Below are 21,905 nucleotides of genomic sequence, written 5' to 3'. Positions count from 1 at the left end.
CCAATATCAGCAGGAATCTATGACCAGCATAATTGAACACACTTTACGTTTACACGAAGCCAGAAGCGCCGGCGCATTTACCTCATCCTGCCGTGGTAGCGGGAAAATAGGCCGTGATCAGTATCTGGGGGCGTTATCCACCGCCAGCAAACACCACCCGGTAGGCTATGACTTGCTCATGCTGAGATATAAATCAGATCCCCCTGCCGGCGACAGATTGCAAGTTGCGGTTAAAGAGTGGGTCCCTTCACAACGGAACATACCGGATCATGCGGTAGCGGTCTGTCTGCTGGCTATTAATCTGGCAGTCTGCCGTCCATTGCCCCCACAACTCGCCAGACGTGCCAGCTTGCTACGCCGCTATGGCGCTAAAGCAGTTCGCACCAAGAACCTGATCGGCATCCTCAATGCAGAGAAAAAACGCCTTGAGAACAAAACCAGCAGCAAGATAGCGCAGGAACGCGCCGCCACGCTCAACAACCAGATAGCGTTAGAGAAAGCCTCACTCCGGCAGTGGTCAGAACAGGAAGCCGGTAATAGCGATATATGCCCATGCTGCAAAGGTTCAGGCGAACAAACCAAAAGGCCAGGCAGTCAATGCCTTGAATGTGATGGTGTCGGCCGCTTGGTATCCACAACCGACGATATCAGGAAATCGCTGTCTTTAGCCGGCATAAAAATTGATGAGGCAAGATGGCTGGTGGACTATGTGCCGTTGGTCAATAACTGCCTTCACTGGCTGGATGTGGAATATCACCAGGCTATCGAACAGTTAAAACGGAAAGTCAGACAGGAAGAAAACGCACAGGTGTAACTGCGCAAAAAATTGCGCAATTCGCAGCACTGCGCAAAAAATTGCGCAATTCGCAGCACTGCGCAAAAAATTGCGCAATTCGCAGCACTGCGCAATTCGCAAAAACGGAGCGCACCGGACTTCGCAAACAGCCTCTATCCCTTGCTGTGCCTGATCTTATCCATTATGTGCAATTCGCAGTTGCGCAGGCGTTCGCAGATCTTTTCGTATTGATCACGGGGGAAAATTGCGCAATCGAACACGGCGTTACACCACATCACTTCCTTCCATTGGGCTGGATGCCCTCACCCTCCTGAAAAACGTTTCCGTTAACCTTCACATACCCATCATCCACGCAACCTTCACACGGTGTGATGACGGTTTTACTGTTACCCTCAACGGAAACACTTTTTCCCTGTCTCTTGTCACCACACAAGTGAGTTACGGCACACGCTATTGGTATCAATGCCCCCAATGCGGAAAACGTGCGACCAAGCTGTACGTTGATTCGGATATTCTCACCTGCCGGACGTGCTCCGGCCTTTGTTATGCCAGCCAAAGCGAAAGCCAGCTAAAACGCTGGAGGCGGTTGGTACGCATGGAAAATATGGCAAAGCTGGAACTGTGCCCGGATTACTGGAATCAGATCGCTCGGGTGGGGTTTAACATGTCCAGACTTCCAAAACCCGCAGGTATGCGCGGTGATACGTTCCGCCGGAAATATCTGGAACTGATCCGGCTCAGGATGAAGTGCTGGGAAGCCCGACAGAATTTAGTACATGGAAAGCGCAAGTGATGTGTTGGTTTTCTGTTTGGGGGAGTTATTTTGTTACAGAGCCAATCTTTTTTTGATTTGCAAGCGAACAAAAAACAGTCAAAAGCAATTCACACAAAACCATGCGGGGGTATTTTTGGGGGTATCCATTAAAACAAAACAAAAATAAAATCATTAAAATCAAACAAATATAAATTTAGTTTCACTCCTGTCGGGGCCATCGACCCGTCTCACACCTTCTCAGCAAGGCTAAAAATCCTTTAAAAACAAATAAAAGAGAAAATCACGGTCCTACTCCATCCAACCAAAACCCAGAATAAACCCTATACCCTCAATGACGGCAATGGGCTGTCTTTACCAATCGACAACATTGAGATCTTTCCTTTATTCACGTTACCGCCGCGGCCGTTAGCTACCGCATCTCTAACTTACTGAGTGCCAGGGTAGTCATTGGGAGAAGCAACTCGTTCATTATCTCGCAGACTCTCAGAAATTGAAAAATAGCCTTTAAAATCATGCAGTAAAACACCATTCATGCTGGTAATTCTATTATGCTATGATAGTTGCTTTATGGCACGGATACCGGCATGAACTACCCAATAACATTCAGATGGAATAAAAGGATTGAGGATTTTTTTATTTCAGAAAAAATATTCTTAAAACACATATTAAAGACAAAAGGGGTTTATAAAAAAAGAAGCATATTAAGGATGAGTAGAGGCAAGAAGTTTTCAATCAGTTGTGATATTTTTGCTGAAACCTACTCAACAATGCCTGTCGGTGGCTTTTGCTCCGTGGGTGCATATTCGTATTCCTGCAGCCCTTTACCCAATGATATAACCATTGGGCGATACTGCAGTATTGCAAAAAATGTAAAAATAATGGGTAGCCAGCATCCAATAAATTGGTTTACAACCAGCCCAATTACATATAGAGAAGATTTTTCCGCCAGATCAATTACGGGGTTGGGCGAGACGGCCAGTATATATTTTAATGAAGTACTACCTTCACCAGTCATAGGAAATGATGTATGGATTGGTGAGGGAGCAGTGCTAAAAGGCGGGATAGTTATTTCTGATGGTGCGGTTATTGCTGCCAACGCCGTTGTTACAAAGGATGTCCCTCCATATGCTATAGTCGCCGGCGTTCCGGCACGAGTTATTAAATATAGATTCACTCAAGAAAAAATAGATAATCTTATTAATTCAAAATGGTGGGACTATGAGTATTCCGACTTACCAAAAACAGATGACATAAGTTTATTCTTGGAAAAATTCCATGATGGAGTTTCCTCTGGAAGTATAAAAAAAGCGATGATACGTAAGATAAACATATCAGATGCAATAATGTCGTTAAAGTGACGTCAATCATATAATGCCCCTCGCGCTCGGCACTCTCGCCGAGCGTGTATTAATTGTTGGCAATAGCCCGGAACAGATTGAAAACTATAACCTCTCTTAAGGTCGTGCCCACATTATGCGGATAGGACCAATATAAGATTTTCTACGACTCGCCAGATGGAACAAAACCCATGATTAACGAAGTGTTTTTCTTTAACGCCACTTCCGAGAAAAAATCAGCCTTGATTCATTATATTGAGAGTATAGGATTTCAAAAAAATGGAGATGACCAATGGGTATAAAACAACATGATGCCGAAAATACCATTTCCATTTCAATTGAAAAAAGCTAACGCATATCATTACTTTAATGGATTGAAATTATCTCACCTTAAGTAATCTCAGTATCTACTCTTCGATTGATGAAACAGCCGGGCCAGGTGGCCCGGCCTGAGGATTATTTAGAACTGTCCACGCTGGCTTGCGTGAAGGTCGGATAATCGCCCGGTTTACCGTTGTTCAGGTTAGACAGAAAGTTCCCGTCCTTCATCGGAATATCGGCCGACTCATAATTGAACGTATTCATTTTGTTACGCATATTCTGATTGCTGACGCCGTCACCATGCACCGAATACCAACTGACAATATCCGGCGTGACAAAGGTGTTGTACGGGTTTTCCGCCTGCTCGCCTGACTGGGCAAAACGGAACGCGTGGGTCAGCGCACCGTCTTTGTGGTACACAAACTTCAGGTGACCATTTTGCTTATCAAGACTGGACGCGGCAGCGGTCGTCAGCTTACCGTGAGCGCTGTAGCTACCATGTGTGACGGTACCGTTTTTGGTCCAGACCGCCGCATATTCCCAGTCGTGACGATGACCGCTATTAATACCGGCCGTAATCTGATCTTTCAGGAAATAGAGCGCATAAAAATGCCCGCAATAACGATTACCGCCGTTATTGACGCAGGCGTAACGGTGCAAGGTATTGGACTTATCCAAAAACGTGGTCCATCGGCAGCCGCCGGTCAGGCTGCCGGTCGGCTTCAGGCCACCGTTCTGCTGGCCACTACGGCTAATCCCTGCACTGGGCAGGCAACCATCCGTATCAAAATCGAATACCGGCGCAATCGACGCGGCATTCACGCCGGAAGGCAACGCCTGATCCAGTTTATCAAAGTCATCGGCGTGAGCCGCAAACGCAATCCAGAGGGGGAATGTTGCCAGAACAGCTGTCTTCTTTAAAAACATATCATCTCCTGTTTCTTTTTTACTTAGGCGTCATGCCTGTCAGTGTTTTTAAAAAGCAAAATAAAGAGAGGTGATTAATATTAATTACCGCAATAATCACATCCCCATTTTATACCCTTCATACTTCAAGTTGCAGGTGCGTTAGCTGCCCTCGCTCACCCCAGTCACTTACTTGTGTAAGCTCCTGGGGATTCGCTCGATTGCCGCCTTCCTGCAACTCGAATTATTTTGGGTATATATCTGTTATATTTCAAATTGCAGATGCATTAGCTTTCTTACTCGGCCCATCAATGGGCCTCGCCTTACGGGCCGCCGCCGGCAGCGTTACAACACTCATGATGAGTCTTGTTCTGCAATTCGAACTATTTAGGATATATACCCTAAATAATGCGTGTTGTCCTGCACCTCGAATTATTTGGGATATATTTTCTAATAGCCGCTGCCATTTCAGTATGTTGCAACCACCGCATTCAATACGTTTTCGTTACGATTCCCGTCATTACTGTCTGTACACTGATTCGTGACAGTTATTAAAAAAGTGCGTACAAATAAGACCGGTATATTTACTCCCCGATATATTCCTGCTTCTATATCGCTACTGCACGACCTCTTCGGCTTGGCGCACATACCTTGCTCAGCCATAAAAAAGGAAACTCCATGAAAAAGCTGACTTTCAGCGCCGGTGCCCTGATGGCGATGCTGGTACTCTCCGGCTGCAGTACTCCCCAGTCTCAGGATGCCCAGACAAGACTCGCCAACCAGTCGGTACTGGCTCTGAACTGGCTCCAACAGTCGGGCGAGTATCAAGCCTTGTGTTATCAGTCATTTAACTCCGCACGACTAGCGTTCGACGCCGCACCGGTCAAACCAGGCAAGAAAAAGGTGGTCGTGGTCGACATTGACGAAACCATGCTGGACAACAGTGCCTACAGCGGTTGGCAGGCCAAAGAACATAAATCATTCAACCTGATCAGTTGGAACCGTTGGTCTCATGCACGCCAGGCACTTGCCGTGCCCGGTGCGGTGGAATTCACCCGCTACGTCAACAGCCATGGCGGACAGGTATTTTATGTATCCAACCGGTTGATCATCGAAGCAGGCGATACCCGCGACAACATGATCAAACTCGGCTTTCCCGACGTGAACGATCAGACGCTATGGCTAAGTAAAGGCAACAGCAACAAGCAGGCACGCTTTGATGATATCGCCGCTCAGGGCAACGACATTGTGCTGTATGTAGGAGACAACCTGAACGACTTCGGCGCAGCGACCTATCATAAGGACAATACGGCGCGCCGGGCGTTCGTCAGCAATAATCAGGCGAAATTCGGCACGCAGTTCATCATATTGCCTAATCCGCTGTACGGCGACTGGGAAAGCGGCCTCAGCAGCAACTATAACTCGCTGACGCCAGGGCAAAAATTGCAAATACGCGACCAGCAGATCCGCGCCTGGAACGGGCAATAATTCCTGCTGGCTAACAATATTGACGACAAGAACAACGGGGCGAACGCCCCGTTGTTTATACCTTAAATAACTCGAGTTGCAAAACGAGACGCATAATGAGTCTTGCGACGTGAAGTACAGCAGGCATATCCGCTGACATTGCTTACAAACCACGTTACCGGACACCCGATGCCATACCTTGCTTACCCCAGAGGCTTACTTTGCGTAAGCCGGACGTTCGGTCACTTCCGGTACGGCGTCGGTCAGGTTGGCGCCGGCCTGGCTATCTTTCACTTCATTTTCGTCAATGAAGCCGTAGAACACGCCCTTGGATGCAGACACGCCACGAATTTCTGCATCGCCGCGCAATTGTGCCGAGCCGGATACCACTACGCCCGGTTCGAAAGCGCCCGGTCCTTTGAACACGGTGTTCACCTGCGCGTTATCCTTGATCACCGTGTCGCCCTGCACTACCGTCAGGCCGCTGACGCGGGCATTGCCGGAAACGGTGCCGCTCAGTACGGTGGCGTGATCTTCGATACGGGCATAATCCAGCACCTTACCGCCGATCACACGGGCGTACGGCCCGACATAAGCGGTCGACGCCACTTCCGCGCCATTCGCCACCCAGCCGCCGCCGTTGCTGTGACGACGGCCATTGGCGGTCGGCGTCGGAGCGTTCGGCTGTGAACCTTCCGCCCAGGCGTTGGTCAGGTCCACCGTCCACGGGTAGCGGTACAGCGAATAATAGGCCTGATCCCAGGCGACCTGGTGCATTTGCGATGGTGAGCCCATCACCACCAGATACAACCCTTTATCACTCGATTTCACCGCAAAGTTGCTGATTTTGGCCGACGCGCCGCGTTGCAACGCGCTGTAGCGGCTCTTACCGGCGGAGTCGATCGCCACCAGGCCCCAGCGCCAGTCGGAATCCGGCTGGGCGAGAGCAACCGGGTCGTTCTTCAGGCCCGGCAGGCTGTTAACCGCCGGCGCGCTTTGTACCACGCCCTGGAACGAGACCGTCACTTTGGTGGCGCCGCTGTCCGGAATCAGGCGGACAATGTTGTAGCCCCAACGCTGCGGCGCCTGATCGAACGGCACAGCAAAACGTCTTACGCCGGAGGCGCTGACCGGTTCTAATGCGGTAGTACGCAGTAATTGATCGGCATTATCCTGAGACGGCGTCACCGCACCATATCCACCGTAAGTCCGGCGATAGAAACTACCGCGGTCGTAACCGTCAGGATCGGTATAGTCCCAGTTGACGTTATGCATCGCCCAATCGCCGAAGAAATCATTCAGTTCAGACTGGCTCCAGCCCATGTTGCTCTTCAGCACGCTGATAGGATCGGTGGTGTTTTGCTCGGCGCTGCCGGCTTTTGGCGCTTTGGCCCAGATGTCGTTCACTGCGCTGTAGCCATAGCGGTTCTTCAGATGTTCCATGAACTGCCAGTTACAGTAACGATCGCGGGTCGACCCCAGATACAGGTGCGGATAGTTCACCAGCATGTCGGAACAATGCGCGGAGGTGCCGCGGTATTCGTCCAGTTGATGCGTCATCCAGTTGGCGTGAGATTCCCAGATCCAGCCAACCCAATTTTGATTACCGTAAGACTGGAAGCTGCCGGTCTGTCCCTGCAACGCATGGGTGAATTCATGCGCCAGTCCCCAATGGTCAAGCAGCGTACCGGGGCCGATCCACATCCCCATAGTACCGCCATCCGCAATCCCGCCGGTCAGACCGAAAGACGGGTCGATGTGAACATTCGCTTTGTATTTAACGGTCGCATTGCAGTATGGCTGCGGGAATTTGATCTGGTTGATGAACTTGTCCCAAATCAACTCCAGTTGCTTGCCGGCGGCAACGGCATCGGCCTGTTTAACCTGATTACCAGTCCAACGAAACGCAAAATGTTCAGTCTGATACTGCGCGGCCGGCATATCACTGACATTACTCACCTGCCAGTTACCCGCCACACAGGTTTCGTCCGCATAAGCGGCATTCGCCGCCAGTAAACTGCCCGCTACAAGCAGACAGCGACCCAGAGAAATATGCTTTCTTATCTGCGACATAAGTCCTTTTTCCAAGCATGATAATGATAAATACGCCTTCTCACGATCCTATGAAAAGGAAAGCAAACCTCCTGACACAGGACGTCAAAGGCAGCCTTATAGGGTCTTCATGACCTGTTTTACCTACTGAATATCGTCACTCACTGACAGAGTAACCTATAAACTTTATTACACTTTTCAATACAGCAATACGGACCACTCTACAATTATTGACAAAACATCATATAAACATGGAATACTTACCACTGATAAATCAATAAAAATGCCTAACATCAAAAAATCAGCATGGTTAGCTGATAACTCCCGCCATCGATAATTATTAACACAAACTCATGATTCCCCCTGACCATATTGTATGTGAGACGCATTATCGATAACCTTGCTGCTTATTTTCATGCTCGACAGGTAATCGTATGGTGGGATCAGACGGGTGCGCCGCCGGCGTGCTATCAGGAAATAACAACTACCGTTATATGGGGTGGATGCTGGGGTTACTGGCAATGCTGCTGGTCGGCTGCGACAACAGCGCTTCTTCGACGCAGCAGACGTCAACCGCCCCTGCCGAGGGTTGGCCGCGCACGTTGCTAACGCCAAAAGGGCCGGTAACGCTCGCCCATCCCCCTCAACGCATCGTTTCCACCAGCGTCACCATCAGCGGCACACTGCTGGCGATCCACGCGCCGTTGATCGGCTCTGGCGCGACCAGCCCCAACACCATCGTGGCTGATGAACAGGGGTTCTTTCGCCAGTGGGGCGCCGAGGCGAAAGCGCGCGGCATTCTCCCGCTCTATGTAACCGAACCCAACGCCGAAGCGATTGCCGCCGCCGCACCGGATATGATCGTCATAGCCGCCACCGGCGGCGATTCCGCCCTGAAACTGTATGAACAGCTTGCCGCCATCGCCCCGACGCTGGTGGTGGATTATGGTGATAAAAGCTGGCAGCAGTTAGCGGAATATCTGGGTCAGGCAACCGGTCGCGAAACCGATGCCCGGCAGGTGATTGAACGTTTCGAACAACGGGTGCAGGCAGTGAAGCAAGCTATTCAGTTGCCGCCTCAGCCGGTGTCGGCACTGGTGTATTACGAAGACGGCCGCGGCGTCAACCTGTGGACACACTCATCCGCGCAGGGGCAACTGCTCAGCGAGCTCGGCTTCCAGTTGTCGTCGCTGCCGGACAACCTGCCGACGGAAACCCGCATGGGTAAACGGCAAGATATTTTGCAGATCTCCGGCGAGAACATGGCCGGCAGCCTTAATGGCCAGTCACTGCTCCTGTTCGCCAATGACGACGAGACCGTTAACCGGGTCGTCGCCAATCCATTCCTCAGCCATCTGGAACCGGTTAAACAACGCCGCATCTGGGCGATGGGTCCGGATACCTTCCGGCTTGATTACTACAGCGCCGGCAACCTGTTGACCCGTATAGAACAGAGCTTTCGCCGGCCAACGCCCCACTGAGGTATCGCATCATTACCGTGGTGCTGCGGTGCTGCTTACCCCTCTTGTATCGCGTCGCCGGTTTTCTCTTCATCCGGCGACGGTTCGCCGAAACGGCACTGGCGCAGCGGCCGCACCAGCAACGCCATCACGCTGCCCAACAACGCCGCCGCCGCGCCAAAAACCAGGATGCTGCTTGCAGGCGCCAGCAGTTTGCCCATCACCCCCAGAATCAGCGCCCCGACGGAATCGCCAGTGACATCCTGCGCCGTTCCCAGGCTATTGACCCGCCCCAGCAGGTGATCCGGCGTATGACTCTGGATCAAGGTGAACTGCAACAACGAGGTGATCGCGTTGAAATAGCCATAACAAACCAACGCCAGCAGCGCAGGCAGCAAATGGCTGAATACCCCCAGCGACCCCACCGCCAGAAACGCGCCCGTCGCACACCCCAGCAGGATGCGTCCCGGCCGCTGCACGCCCGATACCCAACCACTGGTGAACGCCCCCAGCATGGCGCCCAGCGGTACGGCGGAATACATCAACCCCACCGCCGACGGCCCGGCATGGTACGCATCGCCTGCTAACGCCGGAAATAGCACCCGCATCGCCCCGACCACGCTTACCAGCATCCCCAACAGCACCACGCAACCCACCACCGGGTGCGCACAAACGAATCGAACGCCACCGACCAGCGCCTGTAATGGATGCTCCGGTTTGCCCGGCGCCGGTTTCATTGCCGGCAGCCGCACCAGCGGGATCAACGTTGCCAGCGTGCCTGCTGCGGCCACCGCAAAGTTCCAGCCCACGCCGCCCGCAACAATAATCACCCCGCCCAGCGCCGGCGACAAAATCGCTCCCAGTCGCACCGTCAGCATGGTCAACGCGCCGGCAGCCGGCAAATTTTCCCGCCCGACCAGCAACGGGATCACCGCCATCAGGGCAGTCATACCCAGCGCACCAAAAAAGCCGTCCCAGGCTGCTAGCAGGTAAAGCGCCAGCAATGACGGCGAACCGGAAAACGCATTCAGGCTCAGCGCCACGAACCCTAGCCCACAGGTCGCGCGGGCAAACAGAATCAGTTTACGGCGATCGAAGCGGTCCGCCAGCACACCGCCCAACATCAGCCCGATAAACATGCCGATGCCATCCAGCGCCACCGCCATCCCAACCTGCAACGTGGAGCCGGTCATTGCCTGAATCTGTACCGGCACACCGACGGTCAACATACCGAGCGCAAATACCGACAACATACGGGCGACAAAAATGGCGCGAAAATGCGCATTCTGCTTCAGCAAGCTGAAGTCGAGAAAAAAAGAAGATTTAGCCATGAGCGTTGGTTTATTTCCTGTTCTTAATGAAAATGCTGTTTTGTCCCGCGGCACCGCCGCCATTAACGGCCTGAGATGACCACTCGTCAGCCAAAATGTGGAGGCAAGGGCGGCACGGTAAATGGCGCCAATACGGCTTCAGGTCAATGTCTTTGCCGAAGTCCCTATGCTATCCTAGCCACGTCACAACATTAATGATAATAATAATCATATGCATTATTTAATAAAGCGATTCTTATCAGTGAGACCCGTCATTTCCGGTCAGATGATCGCGACAACCGGCTTACCGCGCTTACCGCCATTAGTCACTGGTCGGCGTATCGCCGGTGTGATCCCCTGCCTGCTGCTGCTGGCGTTGATCTCTCTTGCCAGCCTGATGCTGGGCGCCCGCGCTATTGCGCCGGACGTGGTCTGGCACACGCTGTTCAGCCAGTTGCAAGGTCCGGACAGCACCATCGTTTTACAGGCGCGGCTACCGCGTACTCTGGCCGGCATTCTGGTGGGCATGGCACTGGGCGCCGCCGGCGCGGTGATGCAGGCGCTGACCCGCAACCCGCTGGCCGACCCCGGCATCCTTGGCGTCAACGCCGGCGCCAGCTTCGCCATCGTGCTCGGTATCAGCGTCTTCGGCATTACCGGTATGGCCTCGTGGCTGGGTTTCGCCTGGCTCGGCGTACTGGCGGCCGGCCTGATGGTGTGGGTCATCGGCACCCTGAGCGGCGGCCGGGTCAACCCGATCCGCCTGACGCTGGCCGGCGTGGCGCTGAGCGCCGTGTTGTCTGGTTTTACTTCATCGCTGTCGTTGCTCAATCCGCTGGCGTTTGATCAACTGCGCTTATGGGAAGCCGGCACGCTGGATATCCGCTCATTAAGCAATGTCGCCTGGGTGACCCCCACCGTATTGCTGGGCTGTGCGCTGGCTTTTTTCACCGCCCGCTCGCTGAATACGCTCAGCATGGGCGATGATCTCGCCACCGCCCTCGGCACCCGCGTGGCATTGATTCGCGTTATCGCCATGCTGTCGGTGATGCTGCTGTGCGGTTCCGCCACCGCGCTGGCCGGCCCTATCGGGTTTGTCGGCCTGATGATCCCGCATATCGCACGCGGCTGGGCCGGTCCTGATCAGCGCTGGATCCTGATCTATTCGCTGCTGTTCGCCCCGATACTGCTGCTTGGCGCCGATATCATCGGTCGATTGCTGGTACCGGGTGAGCTGCGGGTCTCCATCGTCACCGCCTTTATCGGCGCGCCGGTCCTGATCTGGCTGGTACGTCGACGTCACTCTTAGGGAACTCCTGCTATGTCTACCCGAACCCTGTTCCTGCGCCTGCCTGCCGACGTTGCCAGCGGCCGTCTGCCGCTGCGCGCGTTGTGGGTCAACCTGGCGCTATTACTGGGCGGCGCAGCATTGCTGACGCTGGCGGTGAGCCTCGGCACCCTGCCGCTGTCCGCCGCTATGGTGTGGCAGGCGCTGGCAGGCCACGGCGATGCCGGCACCGTGACCGTCGTCACCCAATGGCGCGCCCCACGGGCGGTGATGGCGCTGCTGTCAGGCGCGGGCCTCGGCGTCAGCGGCGCCATTTTCCAGTCGCTAACCCGCAACCCACTGGGCAGCCCGGACGTGGTCGGGTTCAATACCGGCGCGTATACCGGAGCGCTGGTGACTATCATTGTGCTGCACGGCAGCTATTACCAGATTGCCGGCGGTGCGGTACTGGGCGGCCTGGCGACGGCGCTGGCGGTTTATCTGCTGGCGTGGCGGCGAGGCATCAGCGGCTTTCGGTTGATCATCGTCGGTATTGCGGTCAGTGCGGTGCTGTCGGCGTTCAACACCTGGCTGATGATCGCCGGCGCGCTGGAAACGGTGATGACCGCCGCGCTGTGGGGCGTCGGATCGCTGAACGGCATGACCTGGACCAAAGCCACGCCCGCTTTGTTGCTGATCCCGTTGACGCTGCTGGCGACGTTGCTGCTGGCACGGCGCCTGCAACTGCTGGAGATGGGCGACGACAGCGCGCGGGCGTTGGGCGTGAGCGCGGAAAGCAGCCGATTGCAACTGATGCTGTGCGGTATCGTATTGATTGCGGTGGTGACTGCCTGCGTCGGGCCGATTTCCTTTATCGCGCTGGCGGCACCACAGATTGCACGTCGCCTGGCTCGCGCCAGCACTATGCCGTTATGCGCCTCGGCGCTGGTCGGTGGGCTGTTGCTGCTGACCGCTGATATCGTCGCGCAACATCTGTTTGCAGGCCGGCAATTACCGGTAGGCGCGGTGACGGTCAGCATCGGCGGGCTTTACCTCATCGGGTTACTGATCCGTGAAGCGCGTCGGTAATCCGTATCGTTAATTTGCCTGTAATAGAGTGATTCGGATGACACAGCTTTTGCACGCCGAGCAGTTAACGCTGGGCTACGACAACAACATTATCGCCCGGGATCTGAGCGTGGCGATCCCGGCCGGAAAATTCAGTGTAATCATCGGCCCCAACGCCTGCGGCAAATCCACCCTGCTGCGTGCGCTGTGCCGCCTGCTAAAACCGATGGCGGGCGACGTCTTGCTGGATGGCACCAGCATCCACCGTATTCCGACTAAAACGCTGGCACGGCAACTGGGGCTGTTGCCGCAGCACGCCATTGTGCCGGATAACATCACGGTGATGGATCTGGTGGCGCGCGGCCGCTACCCGCACCAGACGCTGCTGCGCCAGTGGAGCGACGCCGACCAAACGGCGGTGGCGCAAGCGATGGCGGCGACCAACGTCAGCGAACTGGCGGAACGCAGCGTGGATGCGCTTTCCGGCGGCCAACGCCAGCGGGTGTGGATAGCGATGGTGCTGGCGCAGCAAACGCCGCTGTTGTTGCTGGACGAACCGACTACCTGGCTGGATATCGCCCATCAGATTGACCTGCTGGACCTGTTCCGCGAACTGAACCAGCAGCACGACCGCACATTGGTCGCGGTGCTGCACGACCTTAATCAAGCCTGCCGCTACGCCGATCACCTGATCGTAATGCGTGCCGGTACGGTAATGGCGCAGGGCGCGCCCGCCGATATCGTCACCGCCGAACTGGTACAAGATGTGTTCGGCATGGCCTGCGTCATCATCGACGACCCGGTTTCTCACACTCCGCTGATTGTGCCCTGCGGTCGCCATCACCCGGTGCCTTGACGCTGTTGACAAACAGCGCTGTTGTTTTGTTATTGGTGATTTATGTTGGAGTTGCGAGAGGTTTCGTGCTTGGTGACATCCGTTATCCCTTTGCGACATCATCGCACGCACGACAAGGAGAGGCTCAACGCCGCCTCTCCTTGACCTCTGGCTGATGGCTAAACTGTGCCGCTGGCGCGGTCCCCTCGGCGTTCGCCTTCGCTATTCGGACCGCCCGTGACGTGTTCCCAACACGGCACGGGCTTGCGCGGCTTCCCTGCCGCGCATCCGGCGAAGTCGCTTGCCTCAGCACAGTTTTTGACGCCAGAAAAAGCTTAACCTCACACTTAACGAGTTTTTCATCTGCCTGATTGGCCGACTATCGTCGGCCATTCTCTGATTACCTGCGCAGCAGTTTATTCAGCAACGGCCCGAGGTTTTCCAGCGATGCCGGCGACAGAATATCCGCATGTTCGCAAGGCTGCGGATACTGCGTCAGTGTGCCGACATACGGCGCCCAGGTGGCGTTGACATCCATGTCAGCCGGCAAGGTTCGGGTCGCCACAAACAGCGTGGCTTCACCGTCGTAACGGCCCGAGTGGGCCGATGACAGCAACCGTACCGCATCCTGATAGTTGGCGACGATATTGCTAAACATCGCCGCCCGTTCCGCCCGTAATTGCAGATCGTCCTCCGCCTGGGTGTCGGCCATAAACCCGGCCTGTTCGCGCGCCACTTCCTCGCGGGCGTCGGCTTCGTCCGGGGCGCTCCAGTCCTGCCCTTCCGGCGGGTAGGTATCCAGCAAGCCGAGGAACGATACCGTTTCGCCCGCCTGTTGCAACCGCGCCGCAATACCGTGCGCCAGCGTCCCCCCCAGCGAATAGCCCAGCAGGAAATACGGCCCCTGCGGCTGAATACGTCGGATGGTCGCCAGATGGTGATCGCACATGTCAGCCACCGATTCGCAGCGGGCGATCACCCCGTCCGGCCGCGGCGATTGCAACCCGACGATCGGGTAATCCCCGTCCAGATAACGCAACAACCCCGCGTACTGCCAGGCAAAACCCGACGCCGGATGCAGGCAGAACAACACCGGTCCACGGCCGGAACGCAACGGCAGCGTTTCACCATTGCCATCCGAGTGACTGCCGTCGGTTCCGTCGTCCACCAGCGCAGCGATGCTGGCTACGCTGCGCGCCGCCATGATCTGCCCCACCGTCAGCGAGCGCTGCAACCGGCGGCGAATCTCGGCGGCCAGCCGCATCGCCAGCAACGAATGACCGCCCAGCGCGAAGAAATCGTCCTCCGCCGATACCGTTTCGCACGCCAGCAGTTCGGCGAACAACGCGGCGATGGTGCGTTCGCTGTCCGTCTGTGGTGCGCGTCCGGCGGCCTGCTGCCCGGCTGGCGCCGGTAATGCCTTACGATCCAGCTTGCCGTTGGCGCTGAGCGGGAATGACGTCATCAGCACGTAACTCACCGGCACCATATGGGCCGGCAGTTGTTGCGACAGCGCCTGTTGTAACGCGGCGATATCCAGCGTGGTCTCGGCCTGCGGCACCAGCCAGGTCACCAGTTGCCGGGCATCGGCACCGTGTAGTCGGGCTGATTTTCCGCCCAGCTCACGCGCACCGACCACCGCCTGCGCCACGCCGGGCTGCGCCAGCAGCACCTGCTCAATTTCGCCCAGTTCGATACGCTGCCCGCGGATTTTCAACTGATCGTCGCTGCGACCGAGGTAGTCCACCGTGCCGTCCTCCAGCCAGCGGGCGATGTCGCCGGTGCGGTACATGCGCTCACCGCTGGCGAACGGGTCCGCCACAAAACGGCTGGCGGTCAAATCCGGCCGACGCAGATACCCCTGCGCCAGTTGGATGCCGCACAGATACAGATCGCCCGGTACGCCGACCGGCACCGGCCGCAGCGCGCCGTCCAGAATGCGCAGTTGGGTGTTCCACACCGGCAGGCCGATGGGGATGCCCGGCAACTGACAACGTTCCAACGCCTCGCCGGATGCCGGTTGCCAGGTGACATCTACTGCCGCTTCGGTCGGGCCGTACAGGTTGTGCAGCGGCGCCGCGATGAGCGCCTGATAATTCAGCGCCAACTCGCGCGACAACGCTTCACCGCTACAGAATACCCGCCGCAAACTGCCGCAGCCGATCTCCGCACGCGGGCGCGTCTCCAGCGCGCTCACCCAGGCCGCCAGCATCGACGGTACAAAGTGCAGGGTGGTCACCGCGTAGTCGTTGATCAACTGTACTAGTGCCTCCGGGTCGCGGTGCGCATCCGGCGGTGCCATCACCAGCCGGGCGCCGACCATCAGCGGCCAGAAGAACTCCCACACCGAAACATCGAAGCTACACGGCGTTTTCTGCAACACCACGTCATCCGCCTGTAGCGGGTATTGATGTTGCATCCACCACAAGCGGTTGACGATGGCCTGATGGCCGACCACCACCCCTTTCGGGCGGCCGGTGGAGCCGGAGGTGTAAATCACGTAAGCCGCCTGTTGTTCCGCGACCAGCGACGATTGTTCCGCGATCTGCGGCGACGGGTGACGCGGCGACTGGCGTTCATCCGCCAACGTGTCCAGCAGCAGTACATCCGCCATGTCGGCAAAACGTGACTGCAAACTGCTTTCGGTGATCATCAGCCGGGGTTGCGCATCCTCCACCATCAGCGCCAGTCGTTCATCCGGATAACCGGTATCCAGCGGCAGGTAAGCGGCACCCGCTTCCAGAATCGCATACAGCGCCAGACTGAGGCGCACCGAGCGCGGCAACGCCACCGCCACGATATCGCCGGGCCGCACGCCGGCGTCGATCAGCCGATCGGCCAGTAGCCGGGTTTGATGTCGAACCTGACGGTAAGTCAGTTGATGCCGGCAATCCACCAGCGCGATGCACTCCGGCGTGCGCTGCGCCTGCGCCGCCAGCGCCTGATGCAACGTGCCCGGCGGCACCGGCTGTTCAGTGCGGTTGACCGCCGCCAGCAACGCCTGTTCTTCCGGCAGTTGCAGGTTCCAGGCCGATAGCGGGCGCTCTGGCTTGGCCACCAGTTGTTGCAGCAACAGCAACAGGCGTTGCGCCAGCCGCTGTGGCTGCGTCACGCCGTCGCGGTATTCCATCAACAACCGCAGCCGTTTGCCGGGCAGTACCAGCAGCGTCAGCGGATAGTGGGTGTAACCCCGATTGTTGACCGCCTCGCAGCGCAGCGCCTGTCCTGGCTGACTCAGTTCATCGCCATCCGGGTAGTTCTCCACCACCAGCAGGGTGTCGAACAGCGTGCCGGTCCCCGCCAGTTGCTGGATTTCTCCCAACCCGACATCATCGTGCTCAATCAACTGGATTTGTTGCGCCTGCAATTCGGCCAGTTGCGGCGGCAGCGCCCGCGCGGCATCCAACCGTACCCGCACCGGTAACGTATTGCTGAATAACCCGACCTGCTGGCTGATGCCGTCAATCTGCCCGAAGCGACCCGACACCGGCGAGCCGAACAGCACATCGTCCGCCCCGCTGCTGGCGCTGAGCAGCATCCCCCAGAGGCCCTGCATTACGCTATTGAGCGTCAGGCCATACTGTTTACACAGCGCCAGTAAGCCGTGTTCCAGTTGCGGTTCCGGCAGTAACTCCAGCTCTCGCACCTCACCATGATGCGGCCCGTCACCAAATAGCAGGGTCGGGCGGGCATCCGTCAGCACGTCGCGCCAGCGCTGACGTGACGCCTGCGCATCGCGGGCTGCCAGTTGGCGAATAATGTCGGCATACGGCACCGCGTGCGGCGTCAGCGCGCTACGGCCTTGATACAATGCGGTGAACAAATCGCGCAGGCACACCGGGGTCGACCAGCCGTCCACCACCAGATGATGCGCATTAAGAAACAGCGTGTGCCGCTCCCCGTCCGCGTGGCTGACCAGCAACGCGTGCAGCATCGACGACGGCTGATGGAACAGGTCACGCGCCAGTTCAGCTTTTTCCAGCGCCAGCAAGGCATCGGCTTCGTCGTCTGCCGACATCGCCGGTAACGTCAGGTTCTCCAGCGGCCAGTAGCTATAGTCGTCACGCAGTACCGGCAACACCTGCAACGGCGCCGACGTCTGTTCGGTATCGAAGCGCGCCGCCAGTTGCGGATGGTGACGCACCACCGCTTCCAGCGCCTGACTCAGTTGTGCGACCGACAGCGGGCCGCGCAGCGACAGCCGGGTCAGCGAGTTATAACTGCCGGCGGCTTGCGCCAGTTGAGCGTGAAACAGCAATCCTTGCTGTAGCGGCAGCACCGGCAATACCGCCGCCAGCGGCCCGTAGTGTTGACGCAAGCGCTCAAGCGTCGGGTCATCGACACCGCTCAGCGCCACGTCGGCGGATACCAGCGTATCGGACAGCGGCGGATAAGCGGCCAGATCCCGCCACGCCTCGATCGCCTGCATCATCCCCTGATGTAGCGCATCGATATCCTCCGCGTCGAACACCCCGTGCGCCCATCCCCAGTGGATAGCCAGTTGCGGTTGTTCGCCTTGCTCATCGACAAAAATATTGATATCCAGCGGGTGGCTGAGCGGTATCGTCGGTGCCTGCGCCACGGCAAAGGCATCGCGGAAATAGCGCTCGCTGCGGCGCGGCAACCAGGGCCCTTCGCCCGCGTCGAAGCGCCCCAGATAATTGAATAGAATTTCAGGAGCGTGCACTTCCAGCGCCGCCAGCGCGTCGGCGCTCTGTGCATCCAGATAACGCAGCACGCCATAGCCGACGCCGCGATCCGGCACCGCCCGCAACGCACCTTTCACCGAACGCAGGATAGCCCACGGCGTAGCGTCCACGGCCGACGCATCAATGCACACCGGGTATTCGGCGGTCAGCCAGCCGACCGTGCGCCCGAGATCCAGCCCCTCCGGCGTGTCGATACGCCCGTGAGATTCCAGCGCCAGCCGTAACGGCTGAACGCCAAAGCGGCGGTGACAGGCCAGCACCAGCGCCCCCAGCAGGATCTCGTCCACCCGCGCCTGATAGCGTTCCGGCAACGTCGTCAGCACCGCATCGGTCAGCCCGTTATCCAGTACCCGGCGTGACAGCCGTCGGGTTTGCTCCTGATCACGAGACGGATCGAGACGTCGCTGCCCCAGTTGCGGCAGCGGGGCCGCCAGCGCCGATTGCCAGAGCGGCAATTCGGCACGGCGCGCCGCTACCTGCCCTTTCAGACTGGCGGACCAGTCGACCAACGAACACTCTTCGGCAGGCAACACGGCCGGTTGACCGGCCATCGCCGCCTCAGCCGCCTGACGCAATTCCGGCAGCAGGACGCGCCACGATACGCCGTCCACCACCAGATGGTGAACAACCCATACCAGCCCACAGGCGCGGCCGTCGCGTTGCAGCAGCACCGCTTGCATCATCTGCCCTGCCGCCGGGTCGAGGCGCGCCACCGCCGCTTCAAACGCCCGTTCGGCCGCCGCCTCAACCGGCTCCTGCGCCGTCAGCGTGTCGCTAAGCACGGATACGATCGTGGACGAAGCGGCGTCAATCACCAGTTGCCCGTCGCGGGTCAGCGCGGTCAATGCCGGGTGCGCCTGCGCCAGTGCGGTCAGTGCTTGTGTCAGGTGCGCCGGTTGCAGCGCGTCCGGCACCGACAGGAAAACGCCGTGCGCAAACCGTTGGTTGATGCCCGCCAGTCGGTCGAAGCCGTGCACGACAGGCAGGCCGTCTACCACGCCATGCCGTACCGTGCGTGCCGGCCCGGATGCCGCCGCCAGCGGCTGCATTGCCTGCGCCATGCGCGCCGGCGTGCGTTCGGCGAAAATGGTTTTCGGCCGCAGTTGCCAGCCGGCGCGGCGCAACAGCGTGCCCAGCCCCATGGCGGAAATGCTGTCGCCGCCCAGCGCAAAGAAATCCGCCTCCGCGCTGACTGAATCCAGTTTCAGCAAACTGGCGATGGACTGGCAAATCAGCCGTTCCTGGTCGGTGGCGGCTTCACGCCCGGCCACCGCGGCGGCCTGTTGCGGTTTCGGCAGCGCCTGACGGTCAATCTTGCCGTTGACGGTCAGCGGCAGTTCCGCCATCACCATCAATACCGCCGGGATCATGTAGTCCGGCAATTGTTCCGCCAGTTGCGCCAGCAGGCGGGCGGCGCAATCCGGTTGTGCGCGGGCGGCCTCGTCCGGCACCGAGCAGTAACCAATCAGCCGATGCGTCGCGCCGAGCGGTTCGGCGATCACCACCGCGGTGCTGACCTCGGCCAGCGCCACCAGCGCGTTTTCCACTTCGCCTAGTTCGACGCGGAAACCCCGTACTTTGATTTGGTGGTCAACGCGGCCGATAAACGCCAGTTGACCGTCGTGACGCCAGCGCATCAGGTCGCCGGTGCGGTACATCACCGCGCCCGGCATGAACGGACAGGCGACAAAGCGCGTGGCGGTCAGATCCGGGCGGCGCAGATAGCCGCGCGCCAATCCCGGTCCGGCGATGTACAGCTCACCGGGCACGCCCACCGGCACCGGGCGCAATTGGTTATCCAGCAGCCAGACCCGGGTATTGGCGACCGGCTGGCCGATCACCGGTTGATCCGCTACCGTGACCCGCGCGCCCAGCGTATCGATGGTGTATTCCGACGGTCCGTAATAATTATGAATTTCCATCTGCGGATGCTGGCGCATCAGTTGCCACAGCCGCGGCGTGGCCGCTTCGCCGCCAATCATGATGAAGGCCGGCTGATGGTTATCCGCCTCCAGCAGACCACTGTCGATCATCTGGGTGAAAAACGATGGCGTGATATCCAACAAGTCGACGGGCGTCTGGTTAAAATGCTGCACCAGCGCCCAGGCGTCTTTACGCAATTCTTCATCGAAAATGTGTAACTCGCTGCCCATCATCATGCAAAACAGCGGTTCCCAGGAGGAATCGAAGGAGAATGACGCGGTGTGCCCGGCGCGCAGGCGACGGCCGTGTTGCTGTGAGAAACGGGCGATCGCCGGGCCGAACAGGAAGCTTGAATGCGACATCATCAGGTTGAGCAAGCCGGCGTGGGTACTCATCACCCCTTTCGGCTTCCCGGTAGAACCAGAGGTGTAGATCATATACGCCAGATGGTCGCCGCACAGCGGTTCGCGCCGTTCCGCATCCGTCACCGGGTGGGCGGGTAACCGGGCGCATTCGGCCCGCAAGGCGGCGTCGTCCAGACACAACACCGGCGATAGCTCCGGCATCTGCGCACGCACCGCGCTGTGGGTCAACAGCAGCGCCGGACGCGCGTCATCGCACATCAACGCCAGACGCTCGCGCGGATAATCCAGATCCAGCGGCATGTAAGCCGCACCGCTGGCCAGCACCCCGAAAATCGCCACCACCGACGATACCGAGCGCGGCACGCCGATCGCCACCACATCGCCGGCGCCAATGCCTTGCGCCATCAACCGGCGCGTCAGTTGCATCACCCGCGCCGACAATTCACGGTAACTAAGCTGTTCACGACCACAGACGACGGCCAGCGCATCCGGCTGCTGTTGTACCTGCTGTTGCAAACAATCCAGCACCGAGCGCAACGTCGCCGGTATCGTCAGGCGCGGGCCGCTGCCCCACCCGTCGATATGCCGCCATTCGCTGTCGCTGAGCAGGTTCAGCGCGCCGATAGCCTGACTCGGTTGCCGTACCAGTTGTTCCAGCAGGTGTTGCAGACGCTGCGCGTGTCCCTGCAACACCTGCTCATCATAACGCGCCGGGTTGGCGACCAGCTCCAGTTGCAGCTCGCCGTCCTGCACGCCGAGGGTAAATTCCATATCATCCACCGGTCCCATCGCCAGCACGTGCGTCGTCACCGGCGTATTTCCCAGCGTCAACCCGGCGTTGTAGACCTTGAAGTTAATCACCGGTCCGTACAAGCCTTCACTGCCGCCGACCAGCCCCAAATCCCGCCGCAACTGCTCCGCTTCATAGCGTTGATGACGGCGTACCGCCTTAATTTCCGCCAGCAGCGCCTGCGTGGCGTCAATCAGCGTCATATCCGGCTGTAGCGTCAGTTGCAACGGCAACACGTTGACCACCGGCCCGCAAGCGCACAGCGCCGCCGACCCCATCCGCCGCATAAACGGAAAACCCACCGACAACCGCGACTCGCCGCTCATACGGTAGAGGTACACCGTCAGCGCCGCCATGGCGATCTCGGCCGGTTGCGCCTTACCGCCAAACCGTTGTTCCGCCAGTGCGGCAAACGGCGCAGCAGGCAGCGTCACCTGCTGTTGCAAAGTGCGGGTTCCCGCCGGCGCCGGCGTACACACGTCCGCCGCCAGCGATACCGGTGTCGGCAACTCGCCGGCGTGGTC

The 21,905-nt window shown here is 58.1% G+C and carries 12 protein-coding genes; 8 read left to right on the top strand and 4 right to left on the bottom strand.

The features are described 5' to 3' along the window. Positions 1-19: 19 nt before the first annotated feature. The 3 genes from DCH402_RS06175 to DCH402_RS06165 all read left to right on the top strand — a co-directional run bounded on the left by DCH402_RS06175 (position 20) and on the right by DCH402_RS06165 (position 2,929). Positions 20-814, top strand: a complete 795-nt coding sequence (locus tag DCH402_RS06175; protein WP_040000352.1) for a TIGR02642 family protein — start codon at positions 20-22, stop codon at positions 812-814. A 226-nt stretch (positions 815-1,040) separates the two neighbouring features. Beyond that, complete coding sequence (locus DCH402_RS06170; RefSeq protein ID WP_040000351.1) at positions 1,041-1,589, top strand: hypothetical protein; 549 nt, start codon at positions 1,041-1,043, stop codon at positions 1,587-1,589. Positions 1,590-2,155: 566 nt separating this feature from the next. Beyond that, positions 2,156-2,929 carry a CatB-related O-acetyltransferase gene (locus DCH402_RS06165; protein WP_040000350.1) on the top strand — a complete coding sequence of 258 codons (774 nt, stop codon included), beginning with the start codon at positions 2,156-2,158 and terminating at the stop codon, positions 2,927-2,929. A gap of 435 nt (positions 2,930-3,364) precedes the next feature. Here DCH402_RS06165 and DCH402_RS06160 read toward each other — a convergent pair whose 3' ends face one another. Beyond that, a complete protein-coding gene (locus DCH402_RS06160; RefSeq protein ID WP_040000349.1) occupies positions 3,365-4,156 on the bottom strand; it encodes an NPP1 family protein in 792 nt (263 codons plus the stop codon). A gap of 657 nt (positions 4,157-4,813) precedes the next feature. Between DCH402_RS06160 and DCH402_RS06155 the strand changes: the two genes are divergently transcribed. Beyond that, the gene (locus DCH402_RS06155; RefSeq protein ID WP_040000348.1) at positions 4,814-5,623 is read left to right on the top strand and encodes a 5'-nucleotidase, lipoprotein e(P4) family; all 810 of its coding nucleotides are present in this window, start codon (positions 4,814-4,816) and stop codon (positions 5,621-5,623) included. Positions 5,624-5,818: 195 nt separating this feature from the next. Here DCH402_RS06155 and DCH402_RS06150 read toward each other — a convergent pair whose 3' ends face one another. Further along, positions 5,819-7,675, bottom strand: coding sequence for an Svx/AvrXca family virulence/avirulence protein (locus DCH402_RS06150; protein WP_040000347.1), 1,857 nt, complete (start codon positions 7,673-7,675; stop codon positions 5,819-5,821). Between the two features lie 413 nt (positions 7,676-8,088). On the opposite strand from DCH402_RS06150, the gene fepB reads away from it, so the two are divergent. Further along, on the top strand, positions 8,089-9,135 hold the full coding sequence (gene fepB / locus DCH402_RS06145) for a Fe2+-enterobactin ABC transporter substrate-binding protein (protein ID WP_040000346.1): 1,047 nt from the start codon (positions 8,089-8,091) through the stop codon (positions 9,133-9,135). Between the two features lie 35 nt (positions 9,136-9,170). On the opposite strand, the gene entS is transcribed toward fepB, so the two are convergent. After that, positions 9,171-10,445 carry an enterobactin transporter EntS gene (entS, locus tag DCH402_RS06140; protein WP_040000345.1) on the bottom strand — a complete coding sequence of 425 codons (1,275 nt, stop codon included), beginning with the start codon at positions 10,443-10,445 and terminating at the stop codon, positions 9,171-9,173. 265 nt (positions 10,446-10,710) lie between these two features. On the opposite strand from entS, the gene fepD reads away from it, so the two are divergent. The 3 genes from fepD to DCH402_RS06125 are packed head-to-tail and all read left to right on the top strand — an operon-like array spanning position 10,711 to position 13,615. Then, positions 10,711-11,733, top strand: coding sequence for a Fe(3+)-siderophore ABC transporter permease (gene fepD, locus DCH402_RS06135; protein WP_050583268.1), 1,023 nt, complete (start codon positions 10,711-10,713; stop codon positions 11,731-11,733). A 12-nt stretch (positions 11,734-11,745) separates the two neighbouring features. Continuing rightward, positions 11,746-12,780 (top strand): iron-enterobactin ABC transporter permease, encoded by a 1,035-nt coding sequence (fepG, locus tag DCH402_RS06130; RefSeq protein WP_040000343.1) that lies wholly within the window; start codon positions 11,746-11,748, stop codon positions 12,778-12,780. Positions 12,781-12,817: 37 nt separating this feature from the next. Continuing rightward, positions 12,818-13,615 carry an ABC transporter ATP-binding protein gene (locus DCH402_RS06125; protein WP_040000342.1) on the top strand — a complete coding sequence of 266 codons (798 nt, stop codon included), beginning with the start codon at positions 12,818-12,820 and terminating at the stop codon, positions 13,613-13,615. A 379-nt stretch (positions 13,616-13,994) separates the two neighbouring features. Here the strand turns inward: DCH402_RS06125 and DCH402_RS06120 are convergent. Continuing rightward, positions 13,995-21,905: non-ribosomal peptide synthetase (locus DCH402_RS06120; RefSeq protein WP_040000341.1), on the bottom strand; the 7,911-nt coding region annotated here is incomplete at its 5' end.

This window comes from Dickeya chrysanthemi NCPPB 402, assembly GCF_000406105.1.
Taxonomy (GTDB): Bacteria; Pseudomonadota; Gammaproteobacteria; order Enterobacterales; family Enterobacteriaceae; genus Dickeya; species Dickeya chrysanthemi.
Note: the sequence above shows the minus strand (reverse complement) of the source record. Positions and strands in the feature narration are given on the sequence as shown.

Excerpts from the sequence above, each read along its gene's own strand:
- DCH402_RS06175 (WP_040000352.1), top strand. The coding sequence starts at position 20 with ATGACCAGCATAATTGAACACACTTTACGTTTACACGAAGCCAGAAGC.
- DCH402_RS06165 (WP_040000350.1), top strand. The coding sequence starts at position 2,156 with ATGAACTACCCAATAACATTCAGATGGAATAAAAGGATTGAGGATTTT.
- DCH402_RS06160 (WP_040000349.1), bottom strand. The coding sequence starts at position 4,156 with ATGTTTTTAAAGAAGACAGCTGTTCTGGCAACATTCCCCCTCTGGATT.
- DCH402_RS06155 (WP_040000348.1), top strand. The coding sequence starts at position 4,814 with ATGAAAAAGCTGACTTTCAGCGCCGGTGCCCTGATGGCGATGCTGGTA.
- DCH402_RS06150 (WP_040000347.1), bottom strand. The coding sequence starts at position 7,675 with ATGTCGCAGATAAGAAAGCATATTTCTCTGGGTCGCTGTCTGCTTGTA.
- fepB (WP_040000346.1), top strand. The coding sequence starts at position 8,089 with ATGGTGGGATCAGACGGGTGCGCCGCCGGCGTGCTATCAGGAAATAAC.
- entS (WP_040000345.1), bottom strand. The coding sequence starts at position 10,445 with ATGGCTAAATCTTCTTTTTTTCTCGACTTCAGCTTGCTGAAGCAGAAT.
- fepD (WP_050583268.1), top strand. The coding sequence starts at position 10,711 with ATGATCGCGACAACCGGCTTACCGCGCTTACCGCCATTAGTCACTGGT.
- fepG (WP_040000343.1), top strand. The coding sequence starts at position 11,746 with ATGTCTACCCGAACCCTGTTCCTGCGCCTGCCTGCCGACGTTGCCAGC.
- DCH402_RS06125 (WP_040000342.1), top strand. The coding sequence starts at position 12,818 with ATGACACAGCTTTTGCACGCCGAGCAGTTAACGCTGGGCTACGACAAC.